This is a genomic window from Streptomyces marianii (assembly GCF_005795905.1).
Taxonomy (GTDB): domain Bacteria; phylum Actinomycetota; class Actinomycetes; order Streptomycetales; family Streptomycetaceae; genus Streptomyces; species Streptomyces marianii.
In genome coordinates, this window is record NZ_VAWE01000001.1 from 4,845,305 (window position 1) to 4,862,859 (window position 17,555).

Annotated in this window: 13 protein-coding genes; 9 read left to right on the forward strand and 4 right to left on the reverse strand. The window is 72.3% G+C overall.

Translation table 11 applies throughout. From position 1 onward, the window contains the following. Nucleotides 1-29: 29 nt before the first annotated feature. Together FEF34_RS21930 and FEF34_RS21935 are read right to left on the reverse strand one after the other, a co-directional pair. Nucleotides 30-317 carry a hypothetical protein gene (locus tag FEF34_RS21930; RefSeq protein WP_171053045.1) on the reverse strand — a complete coding sequence of 96 codons (288 nt, stop codon included), beginning with the start codon at nucleotides 315-317 and terminating at the stop codon, nucleotides 30-32. A 200-nt stretch (nucleotides 318-517) separates the two neighbouring features. After that, the gene (locus FEF34_RS21935) at nucleotides 518-3,481 is read right to left on the reverse strand and encodes an AfsR/SARP family transcriptional regulator (RefSeq protein WP_138054669.1); all 2,964 of its coding nucleotides are present in this window, start codon (nucleotides 3,479-3,481) and stop codon (nucleotides 518-520) included. A 183-nt stretch (nucleotides 3,482-3,664) separates the two neighbouring features. Here FEF34_RS21935 and FEF34_RS21940 point away from each other — a divergent pair, with 183 nt between their 5' ends. The 8 genes from FEF34_RS21940 (at nucleotide 3,665) to FEF34_RS21975 (ending at nucleotide 14,542) form a co-directional block, all read left to right on the forward strand. Then, nucleotides 3,665-4,885, forward strand: coding sequence for an amidohydrolase family protein (locus FEF34_RS21940; RefSeq protein WP_138054670.1), 1,221 nt, complete (start codon nucleotides 3,665-3,667; stop codon nucleotides 4,883-4,885). A gap of 79 nt (nucleotides 4,886-4,964) precedes the next feature. Beyond that, the gene (locus FEF34_RS21945; protein WP_138054671.1) at nucleotides 4,965-5,378 is read left to right on the forward strand and encodes a PaaI family thioesterase; all 414 of its coding nucleotides are present in this window, start codon (nucleotides 4,965-4,967) and stop codon (nucleotides 5,376-5,378) included. A gap of 548 nt (nucleotides 5,379-5,926) precedes the next feature. Next, the gene (locus tag FEF34_RS21950) at nucleotides 5,927-6,850 is read left to right on the forward strand and encodes an LLM class F420-dependent oxidoreductase (protein WP_138054672.1); all 924 of its coding nucleotides are present in this window, start codon (nucleotides 5,927-5,929) and stop codon (nucleotides 6,848-6,850) included. Between the two features lie 9 nt (nucleotides 6,851-6,859). Continuing rightward, nucleotides 6,860-7,612, forward strand: coding sequence for an SDR family NAD(P)-dependent oxidoreductase (locus FEF34_RS21955; RefSeq protein ID WP_138054673.1), 753 nt, complete (start codon nucleotides 6,860-6,862; stop codon nucleotides 7,610-7,612). A 116-nt stretch (nucleotides 7,613-7,728) separates the two neighbouring features. Then, entirely contained in the window at nucleotides 7,729-8,847 is a 1,119-nt protein-coding gene (locus FEF34_RS21960; RefSeq protein WP_138054674.1) for an LLM class flavin-dependent oxidoreductase, read from the forward strand. A gap of 608 nt (nucleotides 8,848-9,455) precedes the next feature. Then, nucleotides 9,456-11,231, forward strand: coding sequence for an N-acyl-D-amino-acid deacylase family protein (locus tag FEF34_RS21965; protein WP_138057646.1), 1,776 nt, complete (start codon nucleotides 9,456-9,458; stop codon nucleotides 11,229-11,231). 83 nt (nucleotides 11,232-11,314) lie between these two features. Then, nucleotides 11,315-12,751 (forward strand): aldehyde dehydrogenase family protein, encoded by a 1,437-nt coding sequence (locus FEF34_RS21970; protein WP_407698354.1) that lies wholly within the window; start codon nucleotides 11,315-11,317, stop codon nucleotides 12,749-12,751. Nucleotides 12,752-12,982: 231 nt separating this feature from the next. Next, the gene (locus FEF34_RS21975; protein ID WP_138054675.1) at nucleotides 12,983-14,542 is read left to right on the forward strand and encodes an APC family permease; all 1,560 of its coding nucleotides are present in this window, start codon (nucleotides 12,983-12,985) and stop codon (nucleotides 14,540-14,542) included. A 355-nt stretch (nucleotides 14,543-14,897) separates the two neighbouring features. Here the strand turns inward: FEF34_RS21975 and FEF34_RS21980 are convergent, their stop codons facing one another. Beyond that, a complete protein-coding gene (locus tag FEF34_RS21980) occupies nucleotides 14,898-15,914 on the reverse strand; it encodes an alpha/beta fold hydrolase (protein ID WP_138054676.1) in 1,017 nt (338 codons plus the stop codon). A gap of 220 nt (nucleotides 15,915-16,134) precedes the next feature. Next, complete coding sequence (locus FEF34_RS21985; RefSeq protein WP_138054677.1) at nucleotides 16,135-16,596, reverse strand: MarR family winged helix-turn-helix transcriptional regulator; 462 nt, start codon at nucleotides 16,594-16,596, stop codon at nucleotides 16,135-16,137. A gap of 37 nt (nucleotides 16,597-16,633) precedes the next feature. Here FEF34_RS21985 and FEF34_RS21990 point away from each other — a divergent pair, with 37 nt between their 5' ends. Further along, a complete protein-coding gene (locus FEF34_RS21990) occupies nucleotides 16,634-17,554 on the forward strand; it encodes an SDR family NAD(P)-dependent oxidoreductase (RefSeq protein WP_234042507.1) in 921 nt (306 codons plus the stop codon). Nucleotide 17,555 lies beyond the last annotated feature (1 nt).

Consider the following 17,555-nt stretch of genomic DNA (forward strand, 5'->3'; position numbering starts at 1 on the left):
GCCGCGGCCGCACCCCGTCGTGTGCGGTCTCAGGGCTTGGGGGGCGCCGGCAGGTGGTTGTCCATGGTGGTGATGCCGCCGTCCTGGGGCGGGGCCGGCAGGTGGTTGTCCATGGTCGTCACGGTGCCGTTGTCCGGCATGACGGGCTTGCCGTCCTTGGGCGGGGTGGGCAGGTGGTTGTCCTGCATGGTGGCGCCGCCGTCCTTGGGCGGGGCGGGCAGGTGGTTGTCCATGGTGGTGATGCCGCCGTCCTGGGGCGGGGCCGGCAGGTGGTTGTCCATCGTGACGATCTCTTCGATCTTCTTCTCTGCGCTCATGATGCTCAGCTCCCCGTGTGTTCGGACCAGTTCCAACGCCCGTTCGGCGACTCCCCCGTGGGTCGCCGAACGGGCGTTTCGGGACCGCTCACCTTAGTGGTGAGCCCCTCGTGACCCGTCTGCCCCCCGTTGCGACGGACCGTTGGGTAGAGACTGCCGGACGGGCATAAACGAATGCTGAACGATCCGATTCGTGCAGTTCAGGCGGCTGTCGCCGGTGTCAGGAGGGCCTTGAGCCGTTCGGCGTCGCGGGCGCCGGTCTGCTCGTAGAAGGCGAGTGCCTCCCGCCAGCAGGCGCGGGCGCGGTCGGTTTGTCCGAGTGCGTGGAGGGCTTCGCCGAGGGTGGTGAGGATGCTGGCGCGCATGCGATCACCGCCCATGTAGCCGCTGGCGAGGGCTTGTTCGGCGTGCTGAGCTGCCTGGGACGGCTTGCGGACCCTGAGGTGGGCCTGGGCGATGCGGAAGTGTGTCGTCCCTTCCCAGAGCCGCTGGCGGTCCTTGATGAAGATCTGGAGTGCCGCGGCGAGTTGCTCCAGTGCCTCGGCGGTGCGGTTCGCCTCGGTGAGGGCGACTCCGAGGGCGTAGCGGCCGTTGGCGAGCCGGACGGTGAGTCCGAGTTTGTCGTAGATGGCCACACCCTGCTGGGCGAGGTCGATGGCCTCGCTGGTGCGTCCGAGGAAGAGGTGTACCCGGGAGAGGTTGCACAGGGCGCTCGCCGCGCCGGGAAGGTGGCCGTCGGCACGGGCGCGTTCGGCGGCGTTCAGGAGGTGCTGTTCGGCTTCTTCGTAGCGGCCGGTGGCGGCGGCGGCGATGCCCTGGTCGTTGTCGGCCCAGTAGAGGGGTGCCGGGTCCTGGGCGCGGGTGGCCAGCTCCCGTGCGGTGCGGGCTTCTTCGTCGGCCTGTTCGTATCGTCCGGCGACGAGGTGGACGTTGGTCAGGGCGGTGCGTACGCGCCCTGCGGCGTGGGGGTCGTCCGCGGCGAGGGTGGCGTCGCGTGCCGCGAGCGCAGTGGATTCGTACTGCTTGCTGTTGGCGCCGGACTCGGCGAGGTCCTTGGCGGCCCACAGCAGGTCGACGGCGCGGCGCAGCCGGGTGCCGACGAAGGACTGGCGGGCGCAGGCGAGGAGGGAGTTGGCCTCGCGGTAGAGCCAGTCGAGGGCTTCGTGGCGGTCGGTGAAGGCGAGTCCGGCGTAGACGGTGGAGGCGAGGTGGTCGACGAGGCGGTCGCCGGGCCGTTCGAGGGCGAAGACGCGGGCCGTCGTGGCGAGGTAGAAGTCCAGCAGCCGGGACAGGGCGGCTTCGCGTTCCGCCGGGGGTTGTTCGTCGCGTTCGGCGCAGGCACGCGCGTAGAGGCGGACGAGGTCGTGGAAGCGGTAGCGGCCGGGGGCGGCGGATTCGAGGAGTGAGGTGTCGACGAGGGCTTCGAGGAGGTCTTCGGTGTCGTGTTCGGGAAGCCCGAGGGTGGCCGCGGCGGCGGCGAGGGAGATGTCGGGGCCGTCGGCGAGGCCGAGGAGGCGGAAGGCGCGGGCCTGGGCGGGTTCGAGCTGGCCGTAGCCGAGTTCGAAGGTGGCCTTGACGGCGAGGTCGCCGGCCTGGAGTTCGTCGAGGCGGCGGCGTTCGTCGGCGAGTTTGGCGGCGAGGACGGACACGGTCCAGGTGCGGCGGGCGGCGAGGCGGGATGCGGCGATGCGGATGGCGAGGGGGAGGAAGCCGCAGGCGGCGACGACGTCGAGGGCGGCTTCGCGTTCGGCGGTGACGCGTTCTTCGCCGACGATGCGGGTGAAGAGCTGGAGGGCTTCGTCGGGGGACATGACGTCGAGGTCGACGAGGTGGGCTCCGGCGAGGTCGACCATGCGGACGCGGCTGGTGACGAGGGCGGCGCAGCCGGCGGTGCCGGGTAGCAGGGGCCGGATCTGGGCGGCGTCGCGTGCGTTGTCGAGGAGGACGAGGACGCGGCGGCCGTCGAGGAGGGAGCGGAAGAGGGCGGCGCGCTCGTCGAGGGTGTCGGGGATGGCGGTGTCGGCGGTGCCGAGGGCGCGGAGGAAGGCGCCGAGGACGGTGTCGGGTTCGGCGGCGCGGGCGCCGGCGCCTTGGAGGTCGACGTAGAGCTGTCCGTCGGGGAAGTGGGGTTTGGCTTCGTGGGCGACGTGGACGGCGAGGGTGGTCTTTCCGACGCCGCCGATGCCGGCGAGCGCGGATACGGCCATGACGGAGCCGTCGGCGGAGGCGAGGTGTCGGCTGAGTTCGCGGACGAAGGAGGTGCGGCCGGTGAAGTCGGGGACGGTGGCGGGGAGCTGGGCGGGCCGTGCGGGTTGGGGGGCGGTGGGGGCGGGTTGTTCGGCGGGCCGGGCGAGTTCGGCGTCGGCCTGGAGGATGCGCTGCTGGAGGGTGGCGAGTTCGGGTCGGGGGTCGACGCCGAGTTCGTCGGCGAGGAGTCGCCGGGTGTCGGCGTAGACGGCGAGTGCCTCGGCCTGGCGTCCGCTGCGGTAGAGGGCGAGCATGAGGAGTTCGCGCAGGCGCTCGCGCAGGGGGTGTGCGGCGGTGAGGGCGGTGAGTTCGGAGACGGCTTCGGCGTGGCAGCCGACGTCGAGGTCGAGTTCGAGGCGGGTCTCGAGGAGTTGGAGGCGCCATTCCTCGAGGCGGGCGCGCTGGGTCTCGGCGTAGGGGCCGGGGACGGAGGCGAGGGGTTCGCCGTCCCAGAGGCCGAGGGATTTGCTGATGAGGACGCGGGCCTGGCAGCGGTCGCCGCCGGCGCGTGATTTCTCGGCCTCGGAGACGAGTTCCTGGGCGACTTGGAGGTCGAGGGTGTCGGCGGGGATGCGGACGGCGTATCCGCCGGATTCGCTGACGAGGACGCCGGGGTTGAGGATTTTGCGCAGGCGTGAGGCGTAGGTGCGTACGGCTGCCAGGGCCTGGGAGGGCGGGTCCTCGCCCCAGATGGCGTCGATGAGTTCGGCGGCGGTGGCGGTGCGGCCCTCTCGGAGGAGGAGGGCGGTGAGGAGGGCGCGCTGCTGGGGTGATCCGGAGGGGAGTGCCTGTCCGGATCGCCAGGCGCGGACGGGTCCGAGCACGCTGAAGTGCAGGTGCCCGTCGTCGTCCGATGGGTCCGGAGTCCGCGGCTCCGGAATGTGTGGCTGTGCGGAGGGCCCGTCCTCGCGGTGCATCGCTACCCCCTGCCGGTACCGCCTTCGTCCCGCTTCGTTCCGCTAGTGTCGCGGGTTCGCCCCCGACAGTCTGCCTTGTGGGGGCCTGCCTCGTCAGCAAGGGGTGACGCTCTGCACAGGATCTGCCGGATCCCGCCCACCGGAGAGCTGACGATCCGTCAGTTCGACGCTACCGTGTGAGGCATGGAGACCTTCCCGAAGATCATCTCGGTGGACGACCACACGGTGGAGCCTCCCGGCGTCTGGCGGGACCGGCTCCCCTCGAAGTACCGGGACAGCGGCCCCCGTGTCGTCCGCGCGCCGCTGAAGGAGATGACGTTCCTCGGCGGCAGGTTCGCCCCCGTCATGGGGGCACCGGGCGACGAGGGGCCGGTGGGGGACTGGTGGGTGTACGAGGATCTGCACCGGCCGCTGACCAGGCTCGACACCGCCGTCGGCTACGACCGCGACGAGATCAGGCTCGAGGTCATCACGTACGAGCAGATGCGGCCCGGTTCGTACAGCGTGCCGGACCGGCTGGCCGACATGGACCTCAACCACGTCCAGTCCGCCCTGTGCTTCCCCACCTTCCCCCGCTTCTGCGGCCAGACGTTCACCGAGGCGAAGGACCGTGAGCTGGGGCTGCTCGGGGTGCGCGCCTACAACGACTGGATGGTTGAGGAGTGGTGCGGGCCCGAGGCGCGGGGACGGCTGATCCCGCTCACCCTGATCCCGCTGTGGGACGCGGAGCTCGCCGCCGCCGAGGTGCGGCGCAACGCGGCACGCGGGGTGCGGGCGGTGGCGTTCTCGGAGATTCCGCCGCACCTCGGGCTGCCCTCCGTCCACACCGACGCGTGGGACCCGTTCCTGGCGGCGTGCGACGAGACCGGCACGGTCGTGGCCATGCACATCGGCTCCTCCTCGAGGATGCCGTCGACGTCCGCGGACGCCCCGCCCGCCGTCGGCTCCACCATCACCTTCGCCAACTGCTGCTTCTCGATGGTCGACTGGCTGATGAGCGGAAAGTTCGAACGCTTCCCGAATCTCCGCGTCATGTACGCCGAGGGTCAGATCGGGTGGATCCCGTACATCCTGGAGCGCGCGGACGTGGTGTGGGAGGAGAACCGCGGCTGGGGCGGTGTCGCGGACAAGGTGCTGCGCCCGCCGTCGGAACTCTTCGCCGAGCACGTCTACGGCTGCTTCTTCGACGACGCCTTCGGCCTGCGGAACCTGGACGCGATCGGCGTCGGAAACGTCCTGTACGAGACGGACTACCCGCACTCGGACTCCACCTGGCCCAGGTCCCGCGAGGTCGGGGAGGCGCAGATGGGGCATCTGCCGCCCGACGTGGTGGAGCGGATCGTGCGCGGCAACGCGGTCGAGCTGCTGGGGCTGACGGAGGACGGGCTCTGGGCCGGTCCGTGATCCCCCGGCGCGGAAGGGCGTGCGGCCGCCGCGCTCGATGGCGTGGACATCGGCCCGCGCCCGCCGCCACCATCGGGACATGACGCTCACTCCGGCCGAAGCCGACAAGATCCTCGCCGACAACTTCGCCCCCTGGGTGCTCGACCTCGGTCTGACCGTGGTCGGAACGGGCGAACTGCACGCGATCCTGCGCCTGCCGTGGGCGGACCGGCTGGCCCGGGAGGGCGGCGCCCTGTCCGGCCAGGCGCTGATGGCGGCGGCGGACACCGCCACGGTGATCGCCGTGTCCTCGGCCCGGGGCGGTTTCGTCCCCATGACGACGGTCCAGCAGTCGACGACCTTTCAGCGGGCGGTGACCGGCGCGGACGTCCTCGTCGACGCCCGTATCTCCAAGCTCGGACGGCGCATGGCGTTCGCCGACGTCACGATGACGGCGCACGGCGCCGAGGGGCCCGCCGCCCGCGCCTCGACCGTGTACGCGCTGCTCGGGTAGGGCGGTCGCCGCTCGGGTGGAGCCGACACCGCCCGGGTGGAGCCGACACCGCCCGGGTGGAGCCGTCCTGGGTTCCGCTGTCGGGTCCGCCGTGCGGTCCGCCATCGGCTCTGCTGTGGTTTCCGGGCCGGCCGGTCCCGGCCGTCCGTGGAAGCCCGTCGCGGCGGTGCGCGGCTCCACGGGGAGACGGGCGTCGTCGGGAGCGGGCCGGACCGGCGTTCCGGGTGGCCCGGCCCGTGCGCGGGCCGCCCGCGGTCACCGGCCGGCCCCCGGCGCCGTCTCCGGCGCCTCTCCCGGTCCTGGCCCTTCCCGGTCCTGGCCCTTCGCGGTCCCGGCCCGACCCCGGAGTCCCCCGTCGGCCCGCCCGCAGCCCGCCCGCCCGTACGCGTACGGCCCGGGTCCGCCCCGCCCGAGCGTGCCCCGCAGACCCCTTGCCCGATCAGGCGCCTGCCAAGACCATGGAGACCCAACAGATATGACGGATCGTCAGATCGTGGCCCGGGCGACCGACGGACGACGTCGGATCCGGTGGCGAAGGGGCCGAACCAATGGTGGTCTACGGGATGCAGCTCCCGGTTCAGTCGCAGAGCACCATCTACGCCGAGACCTGGGAGGCGGCCGCGGGCCCGGACGACCTCGTGGCGATCGCGCGCACCGCCGACCGTGCCGGGTTCGCGTACGTCGCGGTCTGCGACCACCTCGCCATCCCGCTGCGGCTCGCCGGAGCGATGTCCACGATCTGGTACGACCCCGTCGCCACGCTGTCCTTCCTGGCCGCGGCGACCGAGCGGGTGCGGCTGCTCAGTCATGTCGCCGTCGTCGGGCTGCGCCACCCGCTGGTCACCGCCAAGCAGTACGCGACGCTCGACCACCTGTCCGGCGGCCGGCTGCTCCTCGGGGTCGGCGCGGGGCACGTGCGCGAGGAGTTCGAGGCGGTCGGCGCCGACTTCGAGGAGCGCGGCGCCGTGCTCGACGAGACGATCGACGCGCTCCGGGCGGCGCTCGGGCCGGAGGAGTTCCCGAGCTTCGCGGGGGAGCGGTTCGCCTTCGAGGGGCTCGGCCAGAGGCCACGGCCCGTCCAGCCCCGGGTGCCGCTCTGGGTCGGCGGCTCCTCGCCCGCCGCCGTGCGCCGGGCCGCCCTCAAGGGGGACGGCTGGCTTCCCCAGGGCGATCCGCGCGACCGCCTCCCGCGGCAGATCGCCCGGCTCCGGGCACTGCGCGAGAAGGCCGGTGTCGAGGGCCCCGTCGTGATCGGCGCGATCACCGAGCCCCTGTACGTCGGCGACGCCGGCTGGGACACGGGCCGGCGCACGCTGACCGGCAAGCCCGAGGTGCTCGCCGAGTCGCTGCGCGAGTACGGCGCCATGGGCGTGGACCAGATCCAGGTGCGGTTCCGCAGCCGGAGCCGTGGCGAACTCACCGACCAGATGGCGGCCTTCGCCGCCGACGTGGCTCCGCACCTCGACCGATAGGAGTACGGCATGGGAAAGCTGGACGGGCGCGTCGTCGTCGTCACGGGCGCGGCGCGCGGGCAGGGCGAGCAGGAGGCGCGGCTCTTCAGCGCGGAGGGCGCCCGGGTGGTCCTCGCGGACGTGCTCGACGACCGGGGCGAGGCGGTGGCCGAGGAGGTCGGGGGCCTGTACGTCCATCTCGACGTCGGCGACGAGGCCGGCTGGGCGGCCGCCGTCGCCGCCGCCAAGGCCGCATTCGGCCATATCGACGGCCTGGTCAACAACGCGGGCATCCTGCGCTTCAACGAACTGGTCAGTACGCCCCTGGAGGAGTTCGAGCAGATCGTCCGGGTCAACCAGGTCGGCGCGTTCCTGGGGATCAAGACGGTCGCGCCCGAGATCGAGGCGGCGGGCGGCGGCACGATCGTCAACACGGCCTCGTACACGGCGCTCACGGGCATGTCGTACGTCGGGGCGTACGCCGCGACCAAGCACGCGATCCTGGGTCTGACCCGGGTCGCCGCGATCGAGCTCGCCGCGAAGGGGATCCGGGTCAACGCGGTGTGCCCGGGGGCGGTGGACACGCCGATGAGCAACCCGGACGGCGCGGACCCGGACGCGCTGGACGGGCTGTACCGGCAGCTCGTGCCGCTCGGGAGGGTCGGGCGGCCGGAGGAGGTGGCCCGGCTCGCGCTGTTCCTGTCCTGTGACGACTCCTCCTACATCACCGGGCAGCCGTTCGTCGTCGACGGCGGCTGGCTGGCCGGCGTCAGCGTGCTCTGAGGAATGGTCGGACATGCCGCCCTCCCCTCTATTGACGCCCCGGACGCGCGGTGGAACAGTCGACGCAGTCAAATCTGACGATGCGTCAGAAAAGTAGGACGGGACGGTGAACCCCCTTGGAATTCGGCCTCTTCGTTCAGGGTTACGTCGGCAAGCGCGCCGAGACCGACCCGCTCGCCGAGCACAAGGCGCTCATGGAGGAGACCGAGTACGTCATCCAGGCGGACGAGTCCGGCTTCAAGTACGCCTGGGCCTCCGAGCACCACTTCCTGGAGGAGTACTCCCACCTCTCCGCGAACGACGTCTTCCTCGGCTACCTCGCCCACGCCACCGAGCGGATCCATCTCGGCTCGGGCATCTTCAACCCGCTCGCCCAGGTCAACCACCCGGTCAAGGTCGCCGAGAAGGTCGCCATGCTCGACCATCTCAGCGAGGGCCGCCACGAGTTCGGCTCCGGGCGCGGCGCCGGCTCGCACGAGATCCTCGGCTTCCTCCCGGGCATCACCGACATGAACCACACCAAGGAGATCTGGGAGGAGACCATCGCGGAGTTCCCCAAGATGTGGCTCCAGGAGGAGTACGAGGGCTTCCAGGGGAAGCACTGGTCACTGCCCCCGCGCAAGGTGCTGCCCAAGCCGTACGGGAAGTCCCACCCGCCCATGTGGTACGCGGCCGGATCCCCGCCCTCCTACGCCATGGCGGCACGCAAGGGGCTCGGCGTGCTGGGCTTCAGCGTCCAGAAGGTCTCCGACATGGAGTGGGTGCTGGAGCAGTACAAGACCGCGGTCCGCGAGGCCGAACCCATCGGCGACTACGTCAACGACAACGTGATGGTGACGTCGACCGCCGTCTGCGCCCCCACGCACCAGGAGGCGGTGCGGATAGCGGCGGGCGGCGGACTGCACTACCTCCAGTCGCTGGTGTTCCGCTACCACGACACCTTCCCGCGGCCCGAGGGGTTCCCCGTGTGGCCGGAGACCCTGCCCGAGTTCAACGAGGAGCTCATCGAACTCCTCATCCAGGAGGAGCTGCTGATCTGCGGCGACCCGGACGAGGTGCTGGCACAGTGCAAGCGCTGGGAGCGGGCGGGAGCGGACCAGCTCTCGTTCGGCCTGCCGATCGGGATCTCCAAGGAGGACACCCTCCAGACGATCCGGCTGGTCGGCGAGCACGTCATCCCGAAGATCGACACGGACCCGGTCCACCGCACGACCCGCTTCCGCGAGTCCGCGTGAGCGGGGACCGACGGTCCGCCCCCCGACCTGCCCGGACGGTCCGGCGGACGCCCCGCCCGTGCGGGACGACCGGCCCGGACGGTCCGCAGGACCCGCCGTCCGCGTACCCGACCCGCCGTCCGGCGGCCCTGACCCGCATGAACGGACGGGCCTGACCGGCCGGTGCCGAGGGGACCGTACCGGCCTGACCGCTGCGGACCGGGACCCTCCACCCGGCGGCTGGCGCGGACCGTCGGCGGGCGCTCGTGGCCGACGGAGGGGTCGCGTCCAGTGCGGGGCTCATGGCGCGCGGCCCGTGCACCGAGGACCGCGGGCGGTGGCATCCCGGGCCGCCTCCCGCATTCGGCCCGGTCGGAGGGACCACGCGGCCGCGGCCGGCCGCGGTGCCCCTCCGACCGGGCCACGCCCGTACCCATCGCACCCGCGTCCGCCGGCGCCCCGTGGACAGCACCACCCGCCCACCGCGCCCCGAGCACCGCCCCGAGCCGGCCGACCGGACCGCACCGCCCCGAGTCGGCCGCACCGCCCCGAGCCGGCCGACCGGACCGTACCGCCCCCAGCCGACCGCACCGGCGCCCGACGCCCATGGCACCGAGGCCCGTACCCCGATGCCGGCGCAGCGCCCCGCACGCGAAGGGACGACCATGCTCGACCACCTCATCACGCGCGCGACCGTCGTCGACGGCACCGGCGCCCCCGCCTTCACCGCCGACGTCGGCATCCGCGACGGCCGCATCGCCGTCATCGCCGAACCCGGCACCGTCACCGAGGAGGCCCGGACCACCGAGGACGCGGCCGGGCTGGTCCTCACCCCCGGCTTCGTCGACCCGCACACGCACTACGACGCCCAGCTGTTCTGGGACCCGTACGCCACCCCGTCCCTGAACCACGGCGTGACGACGGTCGCCGGCGGCAACTGCGGGTTCACCCTCGCGCCGCTGAACCCGGACCGCCCCGAGGACGCCGACTACACGCGTCGGATGATGTCCAAGGTCGAGGGCATGTCCCTGGTCGCCCTCGAAGAGGGAGCGCCGTGGAACTGGCACACCTTCGGCGAGTACCTGGACGCGCTCGACGGCCGCATCGCCGTCAACGCCGGCTTCATGGTGGGCCACTGCGCCCTGCGCCGCCACGTCATGGGCCCGGACGCGATCGGCGGCCGGCCCACCGGGGAGCAGCTCCGGCAGCTGCTCACGCTCCTCCACGACGCCATGGACGCCGGTGCCTGGGGGCTGTCCACCACCCAGTCGTCCACCCACTCCGACGGTGACGGCAACCCCGTGGCCTCCCGCCACGCGGAGCCCGCCGAACTCCTCGCGCTCTCCCGCGCCGTCGGCGAGCACGAGGGCACCCAGCTGGAGGCGATCGTCGCGGGCTGCCTCGACCGGTTCGCGGAGGAGGAGATCGACCTGCTCGTCGAGATGAGCGCCGCCGCGGGCCGGCCGCTCAACTGGAACGTGCTCACCGTCGACGCCGCCGTACCCGAACGCGTCCCCCGCCAGCTCCTGCCGAGCGAACGGGCCCGCCGCGCGGGCGGCCGGATCGTCGCCCTCACCATGCCGATCCTCACCCCCATGAACATGTCGCTGGGCACCTTCTGCGCCCTCAACCTCATCCCCGGCTGGGGCGAGATCCTGGGTCTGCCCGTCCCGGAGCGGATCGCGAAGCTCCGCGACCCGGACGTCCGAGCGGAGATGCTGCGCCGCGCCGCCTCCGAGGAGGCCGGTGTCTTCCGCAGGTTCGCCGACTTCGAGCGGTACGTCATCGGCGACACCTACTCCGCCGGGAACGAGGGCCTCACCGGGCGGGTCGTGCGCGACATCGCCGCCGAGCGGGGCCGTGACCCCTTCCAGTGCCTGGTGGAGATCTGCGCCGACGACGGTCTGCGCACGGTCCTGTGGCCGATGCCGACCGACAACGACCCGGCCAGCTGGGCGCTGCGGGCGGAGACCTGGCAGCACGAGGACGTGCTGCTCGGCGGCTCCGACGCGGGCGCGCATCTGGACCGGATGTGCGGGGCGCCGTACACGACGAGGTTCCTCGGCGACTGTCTGCGCGGCCGGCGGCTCGTGGGACTGGAGGCCGCGGTGAAGATGCTCACCGACGACCCGGCGCAGCTCTTCGGGCTGCGCGACCGCGGCCGGATCGTCGAGGGCCACCATGCGGACCTGGTCCTCTTCGACCCGGAGCGGATCGACGCGGGCCCGGCGACCCTCGTGCACGACCTGCCCGGCGACAGCCCGCGGCTGGACTCGCGCGCGCTGGGCGTCGTGTCCGTGCGGGTCAACGGGGTCGAGGCGATCCGCGACGACCGGGTCACCGGAGCCGTGCCGGGCCGGGTGCTGCGCTCCGGCCGTGACACCAGGACGGTGAGCACCAAGTGACCGAAGAGCACCTGGCGGCCGGTGAGCACCGGGTATCCCGGCGGTCCGCCGGGCCGCGGAGGGTCCCCGGGCAGCGGCTCCTCATCGGCGGGGAGTGGGTCGAGCCGGACCTGGGTCACTACGAGGTGATCGACCCGGCGACCGAGGAGGTCGTCGGCCTCGCCCCCGAGGCGAGCCGCGACCAGGTGTACGAGGCCGCCGCGGCCGCCCGGGACGCGTTCGAGGCGTGGTCGCGCACGGCTCCCGAGGAGCGGGCGGCGGTCCTGGACCGGGCCGCGGACGTCATCCAGCGCGAGTTCGACGCGTACGCGGAGCTGGCGCGCGCGGAGACGGGCGCCACCACGGGCACCGCGCGGGGCATGCAGGTCGCGGTCGGCGTGTCCCGGTTCCGCCGGTACGCGAGGGGTGCTCTGGAGCCGGTCGAGCAGGGCCTGCCGCCCCAGGTCAACGAGGCCGGGCCGATGGGGCGGGCGGGTGTCCTCGGCGCGCTCGCCGCGCGCCGCCCGGTCGGCGTGGTCACCTGCATCACCTCGTACAACAACCCGTGGGCGAACCCGGCGGGCAAGGTCGCCCCGGCACTCGCGATGGGCAACACCGTCGTGGTGAAGCCGGCCCCGCAGGACCCGCTGTCGGTCTACCGGATGGCCGAGGCGCTGGCGGAGGCGGGCGCACCGCCGGGCGTGGTCAACGTGGTGAGCGGTTCCCGTACGGAGGCGGGGGAGGCCGCGGTGGACTCGCCCGACGTGGACATGGTCAGCTTCACCGGCTCCACGGCCGTCGGGCAGCGCATCGGCGAGGTGTGCGGGCGGAGCATGAAACGGCAGCTGCTGGAGCTGGGCGGCAAGGGTGCCGCGCTGGTCTTCGACGACGCCGACCTCGACTCCGCGGTCCTGGGCATCGGTACGACGTTCGCCTTCTACAGCGGCCAGATCTGCACCGCGCCGACCCGGGTGCTCGCACAGCGCGGGGTGTACGAGCGGCTGGTGGAGCGGCTCGGCGCCTTCGCCGGGCGGCTGAAGGTCGGCGACCCGGCGGAGCGGGACACGGTGGTCGGCCCGGTGATCTCCGCCGCCCACCGGGAGCGGGTCGAGTCGTACATCGAGCTGGGGAGGAAGGAGGGCGCGCGTCTGGTCGTGGGCGGGGAGCGTCCCGATGCGGCGCGAGGCTTCTATGTGGCGCCGGCGCTGCTGGCCGACTGCGGCAACGGTATGCGTGTCGTCCGGGAGGAGATCTTCGGCCCGGTGGTGGTCGTGGTGCCCTTCGGCGACGAGGAGGAGGGCGTGGCGCTGGCCAACGACAGCGACTACGGACTGATCGACTACGTCTGGTCGGGCGATGTCGCCCGGGCGTTCCGGGTGGCGCGGCGGCTGCGGGCCGGCGGGGTCGGAGTCAACACCGTCGGCAGGAACATGGAGGCGCCGTTCGGCGGCTTCAAGAAGAGCGGGGTGGGGCGGGACGTGGGGTCGTACGCGCTCCACGCCTACAGCGAGCTGCAGGCGATCGTGTGGCCCGGTGGGTGAGCCGCGGGCCGGCGATGAGGCTCACGGGAAATTTTCTATTCGGGCAAAAAGGACACAGCTGCGGTTTTCGCAATCCGCAACACTTCACCCGCCGCCTGCGAATGTCGGGGTGTTGAGTTCACACACCTTCGAATTCATGGCAAATGGCGGATTGTGGGATAGATGCCGAAGGTCCCGCATCCGGAATAGACACCTCCGGATACGGGAACCGCAGCATTTAACGTCCTCCTCATGACTCAGTTGGAGACGCGGCCCCAGGTCGGAGACACGGTAGGGGGACGCTCCGCAGGGGGCGTCCGGGCCAAGGGGCTGGAGAGGAATTCCGTCGGCCTCCTCGGCAGTGCCGTCATCGGCGTTTCGACGGTCGCTCCCGTGTACTGCCTGACCTCGACGCTCGGCTCCACGGCCGGCGAGGTCGGGCTGCAGATGCCCGCCGTGTTCCTGGCCGGCTTCCTGCCGATGCTGCTCGTCGCGTTCGCCTACCGCGAGCTGAACAGGGCGATGCCGGACTCCGGCACCTCCTTCACCTGGACGGTGAAAGCCTTCGGCCCGCGCGTCGGCTGGATGTGCGGCTGGGGCCTGGTGATCGCCACGGTGATCGTGCTCTCCAACCTCGCCGGCGTCGCGACCTCCTACTTCTGGCTGCTGGCCGGAGAGATCACGGGCAGCGAGTCGGTCGCCGCCCTCGACGGCAACAAAGCCGTCCACATCCTCACCTGCCTCGTCCTGATCGCCGTCGCCACCGCGATCAGCTACCGCGGCATGACCGCCACCAAGCGCGTGCAGTACACACTGGTCGGACTCCAGCTCGTCGTCCTCGCCGTGTTCGTCGCGATGGCCGTCCAGAAGGCCGGCAGCGGGGCGTTCGACACCGGCATCGACTTCTCCTGGTCCTGGATGAACCCCTTCGCGGTCCAGTCCTTCGCGGCCTTCACCGCCGGACTGTCGCTGTCGATCTTCATGTACTGGGGATGGGACGCCTGTCTGTCGACCAACGAGGAGACCACCGGCTCCGACCGGACCCCCGGCCGCGCCGCCCTCATCGCGATGGTCGTCCTCGTCGGCTCCTACCTCGCCACCGGCGTCGCCGCCCAGATGGCCGTCGGCTCGGGCGACAAGGGCCTCGGCCTTGCCAACCCGGACACCTCCGACAACGTCTTCGCCGCGCTCGCCGGCCCCGTCATGGGCCCGGTCCTCGGCGTCGCGCTCTTCGTCGCCGTGCTCGCCTCGGCCGCGGCCAGCCTCCAGACGACGTTCATCCCGGTCGCCCGCACCGTGCTCGCCATGTCCTCGTACGAGGCCCTGCCCGAGTCCTTCTCCAAGGTCCACCCGCGCTTCAAGGTCCCCGGCCGCGCCACGGTCGTCGCGGGCGTCGCCACCGGCGCGTTCTACACCGTGATGACGCTCGTCAGCGAACACGTCCTGGTCGACACGATCTACGCGCTCGGCCTCATGATCTGCTTCTACTACGCGCTGACCGCCTTCGCCTGCGTCTGGTACTTCCGCGCGGAGCTCTTCCGCTCCGGCCGCGACTTCGCCTTCAAGGGCCTCTTCCCCGTCCTCGGCGGTGTGCTGCTCTCGGCGGTCTTCGGCAAGACGCTCCACGACATGTGGGACCCGGCCTACGGATCCGGCTCCGCGGTGTTCGGCGTCGGCTCGGTCTTCGTGATCGGCGTCGGCCTGCTGCTGCTCGGCGGAGTGGTCATGCTGGTGATGCAGCGGCGCAGCCCGGCGTTCTTCCGCGGAGAGGTACTGACGAAGGACACCCCGTCCCTGGTGATCACGGACTGAGTCGCGGTGGTCCCGGGCGCACCAGGGACTGGGTCGCGGTGGTTGGGGGCGCACCAGGGACTGGGTCGCGGTGGTCCCGGGCGCACCAGGGACCGGGTCGCGGTGGTTGGGGGCGCACCCGGGACCGGCTCGCGGTGGTCCGGGGCCGCACCAGGGACCGGGTCGCGGTGGTTGGGGGCGCACCCGGGGCCGGGTCGCGATGGTCCGGGGCCGCACCCGGGGCCGGGTCGCGATGGTTGGGGGACTACGGGGGTCGCCGGTGGGCCAGGCCCTTCCCGGACCGAACGGCACGCCCGCGCAGGGCCCGGCCCCGGCCCCGCTGCGCTCCGGGGCCGGGGCCGGGGCCTTGCGGTTCTCAGGGCCGCCCGGGGCCGCCCGGCAGGGATCGCAGCCAGTCGACCAGCAGCGTGCCGACCTCGTCCGCCCGTTCCTGCTGGACCCAGTGGCCGCAGCCCTCCAGGATGTGGGAGGAGACCAGGCGGGGCAGCGTGGTCGGGTAGGCCTTGATGGCGTCCGCCATCCACAGAGTGGGCCCGTCGTGCTCCCCGCCGATGAAGAGAGACGGCTGGGTGATCGGCGCCCCGTCCCAGGCCGCGAGATCCCTCCAGTCCCGGTCGATGTTGCGATAGCGGTTGAGCGGGCCGGTCATGCCGCCCCGCTCGAACTCGCCCGCGTAGAAGTCCAGATCGTCCTCGGTCAGCCAGGCCGGCAGCGGGCCGCTCGGGAACCGGTCGGAGAGCCTGCCCCCCGGTGGGACGAAGGCGCGCGGGCCGTCGGTGGAGGGCTTCGCCTCGCCCGAGGCGCCGGCGTAGAACCCGGCCAGCCAGGACCTGACGTCCGGCTCGATCTCGGCCTCCGCCCGGCCGGGCGCCTGGAAGTACTGGATGTAGAACTCCTCCGCACCGCCTTGCAGCGCCATCGCCTCCGTGGGAGGCAGCCCGCCGCCCCGCGGCGCGTAGGGCACGCTGAGCAGCGCCACGGCCGTGAAGAGATCCGGTCGCAGCAGGGCGGTGTTCGCCGCGATGGGCGAGCCCCAGTCGTGCCCCACGATCACCGCGGACTCGGCGCCGAGGGCCTTCACCACCGCGACGTTGTCGGCGACGTGCGCCAGCATCCCGTACGCGTCCCGGTCGACCGGCTTCGAGGACCGTCCGTAGCCGCGGACGTCGATCGCGACCGCGTGATAGCCCGCGGCGGCGATCACCGGAAGCTGGTGGCGCCACGAGTACCAGGACTCGGGGAACCCGTGGACCATCAGGACCAGGGGCCCCGAGCCCTGTTCCACCAGATGGATGCGCCCGCCCGGGGTTTCCACCAGGCGGTGCCGCGGCGGCCGCCCGGGTGCGGCGGAAGAGCTGACGGGGTGTGACATCCGGCCTCCTGGAGTGCCCTCGGGCCCCGGCGGGGAGCCGGACGGCGGCCCGTAAGCGGATCATGGGTACGACTCAGGCATACCGTCCGGCGGCGCTCCTCGCACGTGCGGTGGGGAGGCGGAGTGCCCGCCGGCGGTGCGGTCTGGGGCGGCGGGGGCTCGGGCTCCCGGGCGGTGCGGTCTGGGGCGGCGTCGGCTCGGGCTCCCGTGGCCTTCGCCGTCAGGCGTCCTTGTGCGCCTTCAGCTTGCGCCAGACCGCACTCAGGGCCTCCATGTCCCGCTGATCCAGGACGTCGGTGAAGACGGGCGCCAGGCACGCCCGCCGGGTCGCGTCGGCCTCCTCGAAGACCCGGCGCCCCTCGGCGGTGAGGGCGACCTCGACGGAACGGGCGTCCCTGGTAGACGGCGTACGGGAGACCAGCCCGCGGGCCTGCAGCGCGTCGAGGACGCGGGAGACCTGGCTGCGGCTCAGCATGGTGCTGTTGCCGAGCACGGAGGCGGCGACGGGCTCGCCGCTGCTCGCGAGCCAGAGCATCACCTCGAACCAGGAGACGGGCAGGTCGTGGGCCTTGGACAGGGCGCGGTCCACGCGCTCGGTGAGCACGGTCCCGGCCCAGACGAGGCCGTAGAAGGCGTGATCGGCCTCGGGCATCTCCGCCGGGGTGAGTTTCCTGGTCGCCATGCCTCCGATCATACCGGCTTGCGTGTGCACACACACAATGGTTAAGGTGTGTGCACACACACGGATTCGCGAGTGTGCTTCCCTCCACCACTCCCAAGGAGCTTTCATGAACCCCTCCACCACTCCCAAGGTCGTCCTCATCACCGGCACCTCCTCCGGCATCGGCCTGGCCGCCGCGGTCGCAGCGGCCAGGGCCGGCTGGCGCACCGTCGCGACCCTCCGCGACCCGGGCCGCGCCGACGCGCTCCGCAAGGCCGCCGCCGAAGCGGGGGCCGAGCTCGACATCCGGCAGCTCGACGTCGTCGACGAGGCGTCCGTCACCGCCGCCGTCGACGGAGTGATCGCCGACCACGGCCGGCTCGACGCCGTGATCAACAACGCGGGCGCCGGGCAGCTGGGCACCCTGGAGAACCAGACCGTCGCCGACGTCCGCAAGGTCATGGAGGTCAACTTCTTCGGCGTACTCAACGTCTCCAAGGCGGCCCTCCCCCATCTGCGCGCCACCGGCGGCCGTCTGATCACCGTCACCAGCGTCGGCGGAGTCGTCGGTCAGCCGTTCAACGAGGCCTACTGCGCCGCGAAGTTCGCCGTCGAGGGCTACATGGAGAGCCTGGCGCCGGTCGCCGCGTCCGTCGGCGTGAGCGTGTCCGTCGTCGAACCGGGCGCAGTGGCGACCGAGTTCGTCAACAACGTCGGCCTCGACCTCGAGGCCGAGATCGCGGCGGCCGGCCCCTACGCCCCGGCCCTCGGCGCCTACGTCAACCGCACCGTCGCCCAGTTCCTGACCGGTGCCCAGACCCAGGACGAGGCCGCCGTGGCCGTACTCGAGGCACTGACGGCGGACCGTCCCGCGTTCCGCCTCCAGACCTCCGACTGGGCACGCGACTTCACGGGCATGAAGCTGAACGACCTGGACGGCTCGGCGGTGCTGGGGACCACGGGCGGCTGGGTGGCGTGAC